Consider the following 14,285-nt stretch of genomic DNA (forward strand, 5'->3'; position numbering starts at 1 on the left):
AAGCGGCGCTGGCCGTGCGTACCGGCCCAGACAAAGGCGAAGAAGCCTTTGGGCGGCACCAATGGCGGCGTTTCAGGATAGGGATCGATCAGTCGTTCAAACCAGCTCAGCACGGGTACAGGCTCCACCAGGGCGCAAAACGCACTAGCGTACCGTGTTTGGGCGGCGCGTGTGTGGCCCCACTACTTTGTGGCACAGGCTGGCTCGCGGACAGGGATCTCGTGACTGGCGTGGTTGGCCAGCGCGGCTTGTTCCTTGGTGGGTTTGTGGCCTGATTCGGCCACGAAGTGCAGCAACTGGCGCGCCTGCTCGTTGCCGATGGTGGCCTCGGCCAGCAGGAAGCCACCCACTTCGCCGATGCCCACAACCAGATCGGCCCCGGCCGCTTCGATGTACACACGCTGGCTGGGGTCCAGCAACTCCGCGATGATGCGGGCGTCGCGATTGGCCTTGCGCGCCACCATGCAGTTGATGGCCGTGAGCGCATCCGCGTTCTGTTTTTCAGCGTAGTTGGCCAGCACGACGATGGTGGCAGCGTCCGGCATGCATGCCCGATCAATCGCTTCACCGCGAATGGGGTAGCTGGAACGGGTGAACAGCAGCAGCGGGTCGTCTATGGGCTTGTGATCCAGATCGGCCATGACCAGGATGGGCGCGTGTTCGTATTGCGGCTCGCTGCGCAGGGTGCGGATGATCTGGGGCCCCTTGAGGTTCCAGCCGACGATGACCACGTGTTGGCTCAGCTTGTGCATTTTCAACCCCATGTCTTCCTTGACCTTGCGCTCGATGAGAACGGCGGCCGCCAGCGCGCAGAGCAGGGCGGTCAACAGCTTGGAGAGGATCAGGGCGATGCCCACGACGACCCGGCCAGGTGTGGTGATGGGCTGCACGGCCGAATCACCTGAGGTCGTCATCGTGACCAGAAGGCCGTAGAAGGCCTCGCCGAAGGAGTGCACCTTGGCACTGTGGCCCGCTTCGAAGTAATAGACCAGCGCAGCGCCTACGACCCACATCAGCATGAACATGCCGGTCAGCTCGGCGATGAAGCGGTAGCGCGCTACCGCCATCAGGCGCATGAACAGGGCCAGGAGACTGGTCCGAGAGGTCACCATGGGTGGGCCCTCCTTCGCAAGACTTCGTTGAAAACCAGTCTACGCCCGGGTGATCATTTGTGGGTGCGGGCTAATGCGGATGCGAGGGCGCTTGTCGTGAAGTCTTCAATAGATTTCAGGGACGATCATGCTGTGAGGCACAGGCTGGCGGATGTAGTCCTCGCGGCGCACGCGTGGAGGCAAGGCCACGGGCTCGTGTTCGATCTCGTGATAAGGCATCTGCTGCAGCAAGTGGTGCATGCAGTTCAGGCGTGAGCGTTTCTTGTCCACGGCTTGTACAACCCACCAAGGGGCTTCAGGGATGTGGGTGCGCTCCAGCATCACCTCCTTGGCGCCGGTGTAGTCCTCCCAGCGGCGGCGGCTTTCCAGGTCCATGGGGCTGAGCTTCCATTGTTTGAGCGGATCCTGGATGCGGGCAATGAAGCGGGCTTCCTGTTCGTCGTCCGATACCGAGAACCAGTACTTGAACAGCCGAATGCCGCTGCGCACCAGCATCTTTTCGAACTCGGGTACGGAGCGGAAGAACTCTTCCAGCTCATCGTCGGAGCAAAAGCCCATCACACGCTCGACGCCGGCACGGTTGTACCAGCTGCGATCGAACAGCACGATCTCGCCGGCTGCGGGCAGGTGGGCCACATAGCGCTGGAAGTACCACTGGGTCTTCTCACGGTCATTGGGGGCGGGCAGGGCGGCCACGCGGCACACACGCGGGTTCAGCCGCTGCGTGATGCGCTTGATGGCGCCACCTTTGCCGGCTGCATCGCGCCCTTCGAACAGCACCACCACGCGAGCGCCGGTGTGCACCACCCAGTCCTGCAGCTTGACCAGCTCACCTTGCAGGCGAAACAGCTCGCGGAAATACATGCGGCGTGTCTCGCGGGCTTCAGCGCTGAGCGCTTGCAGCTCGCCGCCCAGCAGGCGGTCATCGATCTCCATTTCCAGCTCTTCGTCGTAGCTGTCGATCACGTCGTCTTGCAGACGGCGCAGGAGATCCTGGTCAATGGGCGGTGTAGGGCTGGACATAGGGCAGATCTGGTTCGTGAACTCACAAACCAAAAACGTTGCCAGACCTTTGTGTCGGTTTGATGATGAGTTGAGTGAGGTACTCGGGTATGCCTTGCTGATGTCAGGTGTTCATCAGGCGTGCACCAGCGCCTGTTCGGCCGAGATGCGCTCCGCCCAGCTCTGGTCGGAGGCGGCCCCGATGATGTGGCGGCCACTGCCTTGCGTGGCGCGGCAGCGTTCGAGTGCCGGTAGCGTCACCACGTCGGGTGCGTTGGGATCGCAACTGCGTTTGACGACCACGGCGTGGTGGCCGGTGGCCAGTTCAACCAGGCAGCCAGGTGGGTACAAGCCCAGTTCGCGGATGATCGTGGCCCCGAAGTAGCCTGCGCTGCGTTGGCGGAAGATCTCGGATGCTGCACGTGGCGTGGGCATGCCCGTGCGGCCAATGCGTGGGCTGATCTTGGCGCCAAACACATCGCAGGTGCGAATGGCGTCAGCCATCTGATGCAGATCAGTCAGCCCTTGGGGGTAGCCTTTGCCATCGGGTTGTTCATGGTGCTGGGCCACGGCGATCAGCCATTCCTCGTCTTGCACGCCAAGATCCTGCAACAGTTTCCAGCTGGTCAAGGGATGGGTGTCGATGGCCTCGCGTTGCGCGCTGGTCAGCGGCGCTGACTGCAAGGCCAGTTCGATTTGCAGATTGGTGATGGACAGGTTCATCGTCAGCCCGGCTTTGACGGCACTGGCGGTGCGCTTGTCGCCCCAGTCCTTGCGTTGCCCGATCAAGGCCAGCAGCATGGCCGTGTGCATGGCATGCAGCACGCTGTAGCGGTGCATCTTGTCCGGGTTGGGAAAGACCATGTGAAAGATGCCGATGTCCGGCGCTTGCCTGATCAGTGACATCACGGTGCCGGCGCACACCGTGATGTCGCCCAGAAAGTCGTGGCAGGTGCGCGGCGTCAAAAGCAAGGGCATGAGGTCGTCTGCCAAGGCCTGCCACTGGTGCCACAGCGCGACCAGCTTGTTGCTGGCGGCAGGGGCCGATGCGTCTTGGCTGGCTGGGGCTGGGCGTTCGTCAAGGACGGCGAAGGAGCTGGCCTGCATGGGGTCTCACTTGTTTCAATACCTGACGTGGAATGGAGATCAGTGAGCCACACATTACGACAGCACCGTTCAGATGCACAGAGGGCTCAAACCCATAAATGACCTGGGCTTGTGAACGACGGCACGCGAAACCCGCAAATCCTGCATGCCGCAGTGCAGCACCAGTTTGATCTGCTACCGAAGGATTTCTGTACATCTGTGCACATAATCGCCACCTGTCGCTTTTTCTTGGGGGCGATCTGTCCCAACCCGTCATGCTTCATCGGATCTCGTCCTTCATCAAGGGTGCGCTGGCCAGCATCGTGCTGGTCGTCAACATCGTGGTGGCCTTCTCCTTGGTCTTTCCGCTGGCACTGGTCAAGCTGGTGCTGCCCTTCCGCTTTGTGCGCCTGATCGTGGATTTCATCCTGTCCCACATCGCCGAGACATGGATTGCGGTCAACAGCATGTGGATGGCGGCGGTGGGGCGCACGCGCTGGCATCTGGTCGGACTGGACAAGTTCACCTACAAGGGCTGGTACCTGGTCAGCAGCAACCACCAGAGCTGGGTGGACATCCTCGTGCTGCAGAAGGTGTTCAACCGCAAGATCCCCTTGCTGAAGTTCTTCATCAAGCACGAGCTGATCTATGTGCCGCTGATGGGCCTGGCCTGGTGGGCGCTGGATTTTCCCTTCATGAAACGCAAGGGCGGCGCCAGTGCCAAGAAGGATCTGGAAACGGCGCGCAAGGCTTGCGAGAAGTACAAGGTGATCCCCACGTCCGTGATCAGCTTCATGGAGGGTACGCGCTATACGCCGTCCAAGGCCAAGGAGCAGAAGACGCCCTACAAGCACCTGCTCAAGGCCAAGACCGGTGGCGTGGGCATGGCCCTGGAGACCATGGGCGAGTTGTTCAACTGCATGCTGGACGTGACCATCGTGTATCCCAAGGGCGTGCCCACCTTTGTGGACCTGCTGACCGGCAACATCGAAGACGTGATCGTGTCGGTACGCCAGGTCGAGATCCCCAAGGACGTGCTGGTCAACGAGGCCGGCGAGCCGCCGTCTCGTGGTCACCTGCAGCAGTGGATCAATGGCATCTGGCAGGCCAAGGATCAGGAGATCGATCAGCTCACGGCGGACTTCAAGGCTGGGAAGCTGAAGTAGTCGAAGCAGTCGCTGAGGAAGCGGCTGCCGCCTGGATCAGGGGATGACGTAGCCGATCGAATTCGGCTGGTGCCACGTATTGCAGCAACTCCTTGCCCTCGGTGTCCAGCGCCAGATCCAGGCCTTTGGCTGGGTAGAGGAAGTGCTCCAGATGCCCGTTGCTGCGCACACGCTCGGCGGGCTGCCCGAAGCGGGCGATGACGGTGTCGGCATCCAGATTGGCCTGAGGAATGAAGCTCAGGGCCGTGATCGGGGCTTTCAAGGCGGTTTGCAGATCGGCTGGCGTGAGCTGGTACTTGCGCGTCGTGCTTTCCATGAACTCTGATTTGATGGCGCGTTCACGCATGGCACGCAGGTCAGCGCTGTCCAGGCGAGCCGTGATGACGATCTTGCCCGTGATGAAGCCCGCGCTGGCTGGGTCCACAAAGGCCTCCAGCAAACCATCTTCGCCAGGTGCGGCAATGATGGCCACTTGCATGGCCTCGCCCCACAACTGCTGTGCATCTCCCATTGTGCTGGCCGTGCCGACCGCACCTGTTGGCCCCAGTGTCAGGCCCATGACCTTGCTGGCGCCATTGGGCAGGGCCTCGACCTGCCAGGGCAGGCCGCTGGGTCTGGCCGGGGCCTGGCTGGCATCGTGGGGCGAGAAGATGTCATGCCCCATCACGATCACGGTGCCCAGTGCGAAGGAGGCTGCCACCAGGCCACTGATGATCCATACTTTTTTCATGTCTTGTAGCTTTGATCGGTTCGGTCGAGTTTGCGGATGAGGGCAGGCCACACAAAGGCGCCGCCCATGCCGCCAGTTTGTACCTTCATGGCTTGCGCCACGCCTTGCAGGATCAGCGGATTGACCTCGGTCAATTCTGCGCCGCCGGATTGTGCGGCCAACTGGATCTGGCAGGTGGATTCGAAGATGTACATGCTCAGGAAGGCATCTGCGATCGTGGGGCCCACGGTCAGCAGGCCGTGGTTGCGCAGCATGAGGAAATTCTTGTCACCCAGGTCGGCTTGCAGGCGGGGCTTTTCTTCGTCACGGAAGGCCACGCCTTCGTACTCGTGATAAGCCAGCGAGGCCAGCACGAAGGTGCTTTGTTGCGAGATGGGCAGCACGCCGTTCTTCTGGGCCGACACGCCCACACCGGCACGCGTGTGCGTGTGCAGCACGCAGCCGGCGTCTTCACGCACGGCATGCACGGCGCTGTGGATGGTGAAGCCGGCTGGGTTGACGAAGAAGGGCGAGTCGCTGAGCTTGTTGCAGTTCTGATCGACCTTGACCAGGCTGGAGGCCGTGATCTCGTCGAACATCAAACCGTAGGGGTTGATGAGGAAGGCATGCTCGGGGCCGGGGATGCGCGCCGAGATGTGCGTGAACACCAGATCGCTCCAGCCATACAGCGCCACCAGACGGTAGGCCGCAGCCAGGTCCACGCGCAGTTGCCATTCTTCAGGGCTGACCTTGTCCTTCAGGGATGGGATGTCCATGCTTGTCTCCTCATTGGGTGTTGAAAGGGAAGCGGCTTGTTTACTTGAACGTGCCTTCGTAGGTCTGGCGCAGCAGGTTCTTTTGCACCTTGCTCATGGCATTGCGCGGCAGATCATCCACCACGAACACGCGCTTGGGCACCTTGAAGCCGGCGATCGTGTCCTTGAGTGTGCGGATGATGTCTGCTTCCGGCAGCGCGTGGCCAGCTTGGGCCACGATCACGGCCACCACGCCCTCGCCGAAGTCCGGGTGCGGCACGCCGATCACGGCAGATTCGATCACGCCGGGCAGTTTGTCAATGTGGCTTTCGATCTCGGCGGGGTAGACGTTGAAGCCGCCCGTGATGATGAGGTCCTTGGCGCGGCCAGAGAGGTGCACATAGCCTTGTGCATCTTTGTGGCCGACGTCGCCCGTGCGGAACCAGCCATCTGGCGTGAAGGACTCGGCCGTCTTGTCGGGCATGCCCAGGTAGCCGCCAAACACATTGGGGCCCTTGACTTCAACCTGGCCGATGGCGTTGGCTGTGAGTTCCGCGCCCTTGTCATCCACGACGCGCACGCCCACGCCTGGCAAGGGCCGGCCGACGCTGCCCGGCACGCGAGGGCCGTCCACCGCGCGACAAGGGTTGGAGCACAGCATGCCGGTCTCGCTCATGCCGTAGCGTTCGAGGATGGTCTGGCCGGTGCGTTGGGCAAAGGCTTCGTGCGTGGCCATCAGCATGGGCGCCGAGCCGCTCACGAACAGGCGCATGTGCTGTGTGCTCTCTTGATTGAGCCCACTGTCTTGCAGCAGGCGCACATACATGGTGGGCACGCCCATGAACAAGGTGACGCGTGGGCCTTGCGCATCGTTCATCTCACGCAATACGCTGGCGGGATCGAACTTGCCCAGCCAACGCATGGGTGTGCCTGACAGCAAGGCGCAATGGCAGGCCACGAACAAGCCGTGGATGTGGAAGATGGGCAGGGCGTGGATCAGGCAGTCGTCGTAACGCCAATCCCAATGGCGCAGCAAGGTGCTGGCGTTGCTCAGCAGATTGCCGTGACTGAGCATGGCGCCTTTGCTGCGGCCTGTGGTGCCGGATGTGTACAGAATGGCTGCTAGCTCATCGGCTTGGCGCACGGCGGGCTCGTGCACATCGTCCTGATGGGCGGCGTGTGCCAGCAGGCTGCCGGTGCGGTCGTCACCCAGGGTGAAGAGGTGCTCGACATGGCCATGCGCGGCCACGGGGATCACCCATTCCTGATCGGCGGGGCGGCATACCAGCACCGCTGGCCTGGCATCGCCCACGAAGTATTCCAGCTCGGTGGCGCGGTAAGCCGGGTTGAGCGGCAGGAAGGCGCAACCTGCACGCAGTGTGGCCAGATACAGCAGCAGTGCTTCAACGGATTTGTCGACATGCGCGGCCACCACGGGCGGGCGGTCGTCCACGCCTTGCAGATGCAGGCCGTCGAGCAGATTGGCCAGCATGGCCGTGGCACGCTCCAGATCCTGCCAGGTGTAGGCCAGGCCCTTGTCGGTCAGGATGGCGGTGTCTTGCTGCGTGGCAGGCCAGGCAGCGCGCAGGGCGGTAAACAGGTTCATGGCTTGAGTGCGTGTCGTGGTGGATGCACTGGGATGGCACCACCCGATACGGTAACTCAAGCTGCGTCGTTTGCCGCGCGCAGCGCTGGGGTGGCTGTGGCTTCCATCTGGATCAGCTCGGCATGGTAGAGCTGCACGCGGTTGCGGCCATGGCGTTTGGCCGCGTAAAGGGCGGCGTCCGCATGGGCCAGCATGCCGTCTACATCGAGGTGATTGGCGGTCCACTGCACCGCGCCGATCGACACGGTGGCATAGATGGGGCGGCCACCGACGTGGATGGGCGTCTCATCCAGGGTGTGGCGAATCCGCTCCAGGGCAATGAGGGCTTCGTTCAGGGGCGTGTTGGTCAGCAGCACGGCGAACTCTTCGCCGCCTACTCGCGCAGGCGTGTCGGTGTCGCGAAGTGACGCACGCAGGATGTCTGAAAACGCATTGAGCACTGCATCACCAGCCGCATGGCCGTGCGTGTCATTGATGTGCTTGAAGTGGTCCAGATCGAGCAGGGCTACCGTCATGGGCGTGCCATAACGGCGGGTCTGCACCAGGCTGGTCTCGGCGATGTCAAAGAAGTGGCGGCGGTTGGCCAGGCCAGTCAGGGCATCGCGTGTGGCCAGGCGCAGCAATTCCTGCTCGGCATTGACGCGTGCCACTTCCTGATCCCGTGCATGGAAGAGGGTGCCCAGCGTGACAACGAGCGGTTCCAGCAATTGCACCATCTGCTCGTCAAAACCGTCCGGGCGGTTGCCCAGCGCGATCATGCCCAGCACCTTGTTGTCAAAGCGGATGGGCATGCCCAGGAAGTTGCGCAGGGGCGGATGGCCATTGGGCGTGCCCTGGCTGGCGTGATGCGTGTCGGGCTCATTGGTCAGCACGATCGTGTTGTGCGTGATCACGTGGCCGAACAGGTTGTCGAGCTGGTGAAACTGCATGCCATCGGGCTTGCGTTCGTGGTGGCCGGGGCGATGCTTGCCTTGGTTGCGCCAATCCAGATCCGAGATGGTGGGCACATTCAGATATGGCTGGCCGCGTTCGTCGTGCTGCACGATGCCGATGAAGCCAAAGGCGCTTTCGCTGATGCGCAGCAAAGGCTCGAACAAGGCCTCGCAGGCATCTTGCACGTTGCGGTTGAGCAGGAAGCTCGTTTGTGCCTGATTGAGCAGGTTGAGCAACTGACGCTGGCGGTTGCGCAGTGATTCCTGTTGCTTGCTCTCCGTGATGTCGATCAGCGTGCCCACAATGCGGCGCGGGCGGCCATTGTCTTCACGCTCAACGGTACGGCCATGGCTTTGCACCCACACGTAGTGGCCGCGCTTGTGGCGGATGCGGTATTCCAGCGCCACCACGTCCATGGCCGGGTTGCGGTAGTCTGCTGCCGCGCGGTCGATGTTGACGCGATCATGCGGATGGACCAGATCGAGCCAGCTCTGGTTGTTGTGTTCGACTTCGTCTTCGCGGTAGCCCATCATGCTGGCGGCGCGCGCGTTGATGAGCAGCTCCTGCGTCTGGTTGTTGACGTCCCAGGTGCCGATGCGGGCCGATTCGAGCGCGAGGTACAGCCGTTCTTTCGTGGCCTCGATCGAGGATTCGAGTTGCTTTTGCCGCGTCAGATCGAACAGGTAACTGCGCACGCGCTGCAACTCGCCGGCCTCGTTGTAGTCGGCCTTGTTGACCTGGTGAACCCAGCGCGTACCGCGTGGCGAAGGGCGCAGGCGGTAGCTGATCTCCAGTTGAGGCAGATAGCCTTGATGGTGGCTGCTGAGGCTGCTGCGCATGGCCTCCTGGTCATCGGGATGGACGATGTCCAGGTAGGGCTGCTCGTGACGCAGTTCGTCAGACAAGCGCTTGCCGATGATGTCGTGCAGGTTGTCAGACAGGTAGGTGGGGTGGCTTTGCATGCGCGCATCCCAGACCACCGTGCCAACCGGTCCCGATGAGAACAGTGTGTGTGCTTGCTGTACCTGCAGCCGCTCCTGACGCAGGCGAATCTGGTCATGCACGATCTCGCTGAAGCGGATCAGTTGCTGCAACTTGCGTTCATCGAAGTCATGGCGCGGGCGCTGGTCCATCACGCACAGGGTGCCCACCACCTGGTCTTCGCCAAACACCAGCGGCACGCCGGCGTAAAAGCGCATGGGCGGCAGGCGCCGCACGACCAGATCGTTATCCGCGAAGCGATCATCCAGGCGCAGGTCGTGGGCCATGATGGCCTTCTTGCCGTGCACCACATGGCTGCAAAAGCTCAGCTCGCGTGGCCACTGGTTGCCGTCAGATCCGTGATGCGCAGCGAACCACAAGCGCTCTTCGTCAACCAGCGAGACCAGGCAGATCGGCACGTCCAGCACGCAAGCCGCGAGCGCCGTGATCCGGTTGAGTTCCTGGTCGCCTTCCTGGTCCAGCAGATCGAGATCTCGCAAGGCCGCCAGTCTGATATTTTCGTCTGACGGAATCGGGGCAGCGGGCATTCACAAGGCTCCAGCAACTGGGCAATCAACACTCCCGTGTCGGCTGTGTTTTTGTTGTGGCCGATCACTTGAAGCAGCGATGTTACGCAGAAAGTTGTAGCTGTGGGTTGGGATATTTACGTGCGCTGAGAGCCGTTTTGACAGAGCGCGACAAGCTGCTTTACATCACGAAACGTAAAGGCACATGGTGGGGCTTGAACTTGCGCAAGCTGACCAGATCTCAAGGTATCAACACCTGGAGGGTGCAAATGCGCATGACTCGATACTGGATGACAGGTTGCATGGCGCTGATCCTGCTGGTCGCCGGGCGCTGGCCTCAGCGCGATGAGGTGGAAGAGGACAGGCAGGGTTACGGATCGCGTATCACGATGACCAGCAAATACGGCGCAGACGAAACGGCTCGGCAGATCGAGCGTTCGGTGCGCCGCAGCGGCCTGCCTGTGCTGTTGAGGACCGTCGTGGCGCCGCCTGGCGGCAGGCCCGATCAAGGCGAGGCGCGCGTGCTGGTCGTGGGTGATGAAGGTGGGCAAACGCCCATGCTGCAGGCCGAAGGTCAGTCCTTGCCTGAGTTGCCGTGGACGGTGCTGATTCGGGCCTTGCCTGATGGGCAGACGGAGGTGTCTTTGACGGATCCGTCTGCCGTGGTGCCACCAGAGGGCGTGTCACCTCAGACTTTGCGCAAGGTAACCGCCCTGCCTGAACTCGTCAGGGCGGCCATCACCTGATGGCTTTGCGGCTCTTTGGGGTTCAGACGTTGATCGCCTGAGCCGAGCCGGCCACCTTGCGCAACTCGAACTTCTGGATCTTGCCGGTCGAGGTCTTGGGCAACTCGCCGAAGACCACGGCGCGTGGCACCTTGAAGCCCGCCAGATGCTGTTTGCAGTGGGCAATGATGTCTTCCACGGTCACCTGTGCGCCGGCCTTCAGTTCAATGAAGGCGCAAGGCGTTTCGCCCCATTTCTCATCCGGCTTGGCGACCACGGCCGCAGCCATCACGGCAGGGTGGCGGTAGAGCACGTCTTCCACTTCGATGGACGAGATGTTCTCGCCGCCCGAGATGATGATGTCCTTGCTGCGGTCCTTGATCTTGACGTAACCATCGGGGTACATCACAGCCAGGTCACCCGTGTGGAACCAGCCACCGCGGAAGGCATCCTGCGTGGCTCTGGGGTTCTTCAGGTAGCCCTTCATCGTGATGTTGCCGCGGAACATGATCTCGCCCATGGTCTCGCCATCAGCGGGTACGGGCTCCATGGTCAGTGGGTCCATCACGGTCACGCTGCGTTGCAGGTGGTAGTTGACGCCCTGGCGCGCATTGAGTCGCGCCCGTTCGCCCACATCCATCTGGTCCCATTCCTCATGCTTCACGCACACGGCGGCGGGGCCGTAGATCTCGGTCAGGCCATAGACGTGGGTCAGATCGAAGCCCAGTTGCTCCATGCCTTCGATCATCGCGGCAGGCGGCGCCGCACCAGCCACCATGGCCTTGACCTGGTGCGTGATGCCTTGCTTGAGATCGGCCGGGGCGGCCACCAGTGCGGCATGCACGATGGGCGCGCCGCAGTAATGGCTCACCTTGTGGGTGCGGATGGCGTCAAAGATGGCTTTGGGGTCCACGCGGCGCAGGCACACGTTGACGGCCGCGCGGGCGGCCACCGTCCAGGGGAAGCACCATCCATTGCAATGGAACATGGGCAGCGTCCACAGGTAGGTGGCGTGCTTGGGCATGTCCCATTCGAGGATGTTGGAGACGGCGTTCATGGCCGCGCCACGGTGGTGGTAGACCACGCCCTTGGGGTTGCCGGTGGTACCCGAGGTGTAGTTCAGGCTGATGGCCTGCCATTCGTCGGCCGGCATCTGCCACGCGAACTCGGCATCGCCACTGGCAACCAGCTCGTTGTACGTGATGCTGCCGATGCGTTCGGTCTTGCCGGTGTAGAGCGCGTCCTCGGTATCGATCACGAGGATGTCGCGTTGCGTCTGGCGCAAGGGCAGGGCCTTGGCAATGACGGCGCTGAACTCCGGGTCCACGATGATGGCCTTGGCCTCGCCGTGGTCCAGCATGAAGGCCAGGGCTTCGGGGTCCAGGCGGGTGTTCAGTGTGTTGAGCACGGCGCCGGCCATGGGGATGCCGAAGTGCGCTTCGACCATGGGCGGCGTGTTGGGCAGCATCACGGCGACCGTGTCGCCCAGGCCGATGCCGCGTTGGGTGAGCGCGCTGGCGAGTTGCCGGCAGCGGCTGTAGGTCTGGCCCCAGGTCTGCCTCAGATCACCGTGGACGATGGCCAGCCGATTGGGGTAGACGGTGGCCGTGCGCTCGATGAAGGACAGGGGCGTGAAGGCAGCGAAGTTGGCTTCTGTTCGTGGCAGGTCTTGCTCGAAGATGTTGCTCATGCAGGTCTCCTTGTGGGAGCCGATATCCTGCCGCAGAAACCCTGCGCTTCACATTGGGATCGTCATGGATTTTCGTGTTTTGCGGGAATGACGTACTGCCAGGTCAGGCAGTTTCGGACGAGCCCTCGGGCACGACCTTGATGCGCGCACCCTGGATGCTCACGACCTGGCCGGCGCGGATCTTGGCCGTTTTGCGCAGTTCGTCCTGCCCATCGACCTGAACACGGCCTTCGGCCACCAAGGTCTTGGCGCGCCCGCCGCTGTCAGCCAGGCTGCAGGCCTTGAGCAACTTGTCAAGCGTGATGAACTCGCCGCGCAGTTCGAAGGTGATTTGTTGAAGTGGCGCCATGAGACAGGAATCAGGGTTGTTGCGTAAGCCGCTGGGGTGTGAACGGTTGCACAGTCAGTGCACAATCGTGGGATTGTGGGCTGCTGTGTATTCAGATACCTTGCAGCCCGTGCCAGGCTTTCCAAAATGGGGCCATGGCTTTCAAGGTTGCTATTGTCCTCGTTCAGGGGCACCCACTGACACATGAAGAGAACTGATCTGGTTAAACACCTGGCCAAGAAGATTGCGGGCCAGATGCAGCAGGCTGGCACGCCGGGCCGTTTTGCGCAAGACGCCAACGCCTTGCCGGATCGCCGCGAGCAACGCAAGATGGATCAGGCAGCTGGTCTGATGCCTTTTGCGGTGAAGCTTCACGTGGACTTGGCTCGCCAGTTGCGTGAGCTGGCCGAGCAAGAGGGCGGCAACCTCAACGCACTCGTTGATCGTTTGATCCGGGCTGGATTGGCAGGTTCGGCTGCACCCGTGCAGGCGCCTGCCAAGAAGGCTGCTGCCAAGAAGCCAGTGGCCACGAAATCTGCACCCAAGCAAACAGATAAAAAAGAAGACAAGAAGGTGCCTGCCAAAAAGGCAGTTGCCGTCAAAGTCCCCGCGAAGAAGGCAGCTGCCAAGGTTACGAAACCCAAGGCTGTCAAAACCAAGGCCTGAATGAAGTGAAGGCCGGCTGACCTGACCGATGGAGACAAAGCATGAACCGACCCAATATGCACATCGTTGACCCCCACACCGGCGAATCCAACCCTGCTGATATCCAGCGGGTGTTCGAGTCGCAACTCGCCACGGCAACCGCCTGGCGTGAATCGACTGTCGCCGAGCGCATAGCACGCCTGAAGAAGTTGCGCGATGCCATGATGGCCCGTCGCGAAGCGTTCTACAACGCCTTCCAGCTGGACTACCGCAAGCCGGCGTCCGAAGTGGAAGCCACCGAGTTCATGCCAGTTCTGGACGAAATCCGCCATGCGATCTCGAACCTGAAGAAGTGGTCGACGCCCAAGCGTGTGTGGCCCACGATGGCCACCATGTTCACGCAGAGCTGGATCGAGTACCAGCCGCGTGGTCGTTGCCTGATCGTGGCCCCATGGAACTTCCCGCTCAACCTGTGCTTCGGCCCGTTGGTGTCGGCTCTGGCTGCCGGTAACACCGTCATCCTCAAGCCTTCGGAAATGACGCCTGCGGTCAGCGCCGTGATGGCCGAAGTGATCGCCGAGATTTTCCCGAGCGATCAGGTCGCGCTGTTTGAAGGCGCGCTGCAGACATCGCAAGCCCTGCTGGAGCTGCCTTTCGACCACATCTTCTTCACCGGCTCGCCCGCAGTGGGCAAGGTGGTGATGGCCGCTGCTGCCAAGCACCTGACCAGCGTCACGCTGGAGCTGGGTGGCAAGTCGCCCGTGATCGTTGACGAGTCGGCTGATTTGAAGCTGTCTGCCCAGACCCTGCTTTGGGGCAAGTTCACCAACTGCGGCCAGATCTGCGTGGCGCCTGACCACCTGTATGTGCACGAGTCGGTCAAGGACCGTTTCGTTGCGGCCTGCCGTGACGTGATCGCCGAGCGTTTCGGTGCCACGCCCGAAGCCCAGCGCAAGAGCCCGGACTTCACCCGCGTGATCAACCAGCGTCATACACAGCGCATTGCCGGCCTGCTGCAGG

General features: G+C 62.0%; 13 protein-coding genes. 4 read left to right on the forward strand and 9 right to left on the reverse strand.

What is annotated here, in order from left to right; all coding sequences use genetic code 11:
- Positions 1–182 precede the first annotated feature (182 nt).
- The 3 genes from EPO09_RS10495 to EPO09_RS10505 all read right to left on the reverse strand — a co-directional run bounded on the left by EPO09_RS10495 (position 183) and on the right by EPO09_RS10505 (position 3,221).
- Complete coding sequence (locus EPO09_RS10495) at positions 183–1,112, reverse strand: ion channel (RefSeq protein WP_290642849.1); 930 nt, start codon at positions 1,110–1,112, stop codon at positions 183–185.
- A 105-nt stretch (positions 1,113–1,217) separates the two neighbouring features.
- The gene (ppk2, locus tag EPO09_RS10500) at positions 1,218–2,135 is read right to left on the reverse strand and encodes a polyphosphate kinase 2 (protein WP_290642851.1); all 918 of its coding nucleotides are present in this window, start codon (positions 2,133–2,135) and stop codon (positions 1,218–1,220) included.
- A gap of 114 nt (positions 2,136–2,249) precedes the next feature.
- Entirely contained in the window at positions 2,250–3,221 is a 972-nt protein-coding gene (locus EPO09_RS10505) for an HD domain-containing phosphohydrolase (protein ID WP_290642852.1), read from the reverse strand.
- A 254-nt stretch (positions 3,222–3,475) separates the two neighbouring features.
- On the opposite strand from EPO09_RS10505, the gene EPO09_RS10510 reads away from it, so the two are divergent.
- Positions 3,476–4,366, forward strand: a complete 891-nt coding sequence (locus EPO09_RS10510) for an acyltransferase (protein WP_290642854.1) — start codon at positions 3,476–3,478, stop codon at positions 4,364–4,366.
- Here EPO09_RS10510 and EPO09_RS10515 read toward each other — a convergent pair.
- From EPO09_RS10515 to EPO09_RS10530, 4 genes are read right to left on the reverse strand one after another with little or no spacing between them, the layout of a single operon-like run.
- Positions 4,344–5,096, reverse strand: a complete 753-nt coding sequence (locus EPO09_RS10515) for a hypothetical protein (protein ID WP_290642856.1) — start codon at positions 5,094–5,096, stop codon at positions 4,344–4,346. The genes EPO09_RS10510 and EPO09_RS10515 overlap by 23 nt on opposite strands.
- The gene (locus EPO09_RS10520) at positions 5,093–5,851 is read right to left on the reverse strand and encodes a class II aldolase/adducin family protein (protein WP_290642857.1); all 759 of its coding nucleotides are present in this window, start codon (positions 5,849–5,851) and stop codon (positions 5,093–5,095) included. The genes EPO09_RS10515 and EPO09_RS10520 overlap by 4 nt, the downstream gene beginning before the upstream one ends.
- 40 nt (positions 5,852–5,891) lie before the next feature.
- Entirely contained in the window at positions 5,892–7,436 is a 1,545-nt protein-coding gene (locus EPO09_RS10525) for a malonyl-CoA synthase (RefSeq protein WP_290642859.1), read from the reverse strand.
- 56 nt (positions 7,437–7,492) lie between these two features.
- Positions 7,493–9,898, reverse strand: coding sequence for a diguanylate cyclase (locus tag EPO09_RS10530; RefSeq protein ID WP_290642861.1), 2,406 nt, complete (start codon positions 9,896–9,898; stop codon positions 7,493–7,495).
- Between the two features lie 248 nt (positions 9,899–10,146).
- Between EPO09_RS10530 and EPO09_RS10535 the strand changes: the two genes are divergently transcribed.
- Positions 10,147–10,623, forward strand: a complete 477-nt coding sequence (locus EPO09_RS10535; protein ID WP_290642863.1) for a DUF302 domain-containing protein — start codon at positions 10,147–10,149, stop codon at positions 10,621–10,623.
- Between the two features lie 22 nt (positions 10,624–10,645).
- On the opposite strand, the gene EPO09_RS10540 is transcribed toward EPO09_RS10535, so the two are convergent.
- Both EPO09_RS10540 and EPO09_RS10545 read right to left on the reverse strand, forming a co-directional pair.
- A complete protein-coding gene (locus EPO09_RS10540) occupies positions 10,646–12,292 on the reverse strand; it encodes an acyl-CoA synthetase (RefSeq protein WP_290642864.1) in 1,647 nt (548 codons plus the stop codon).
- A gap of 103 nt (positions 12,293–12,395) precedes the next feature.
- A complete protein-coding gene (locus EPO09_RS10545; protein WP_290642866.1) occupies positions 12,396–12,641 on the reverse strand; it encodes an RNA-binding S4 domain-containing protein in 246 nt (81 codons plus the stop codon).
- A gap of 183 nt (positions 12,642–12,824) precedes the next feature.
- Here EPO09_RS10545 and EPO09_RS10550 point away from each other — a divergent pair, with 183 nt between their 5' ends.
- Together EPO09_RS10550 and EPO09_RS10555 are read left to right on the forward strand one after the other, a co-directional pair.
- The gene (locus EPO09_RS10550) at positions 12,825–13,286 is read left to right on the forward strand and encodes a hypothetical protein (protein WP_290642868.1); all 462 of its coding nucleotides are present in this window, start codon (positions 12,825–12,827) and stop codon (positions 13,284–13,286) included.
- Positions 13,287–13,327: 41 nt separating this feature from the next.
- Positions 13,328–14,285 (forward strand): aldehyde dehydrogenase family protein (locus EPO09_RS10555; RefSeq protein WP_290642870.1); only part of this gene is annotated, 958 nt, incomplete at its 3' end.

The sequence above is a fragment of the Aquabacterium sp. genome, from assembly GCF_004297345.1.
GTDB lineage: Bacteria > Pseudomonadota > Gammaproteobacteria > Burkholderiales > Burkholderiaceae_C > Aquabacterium.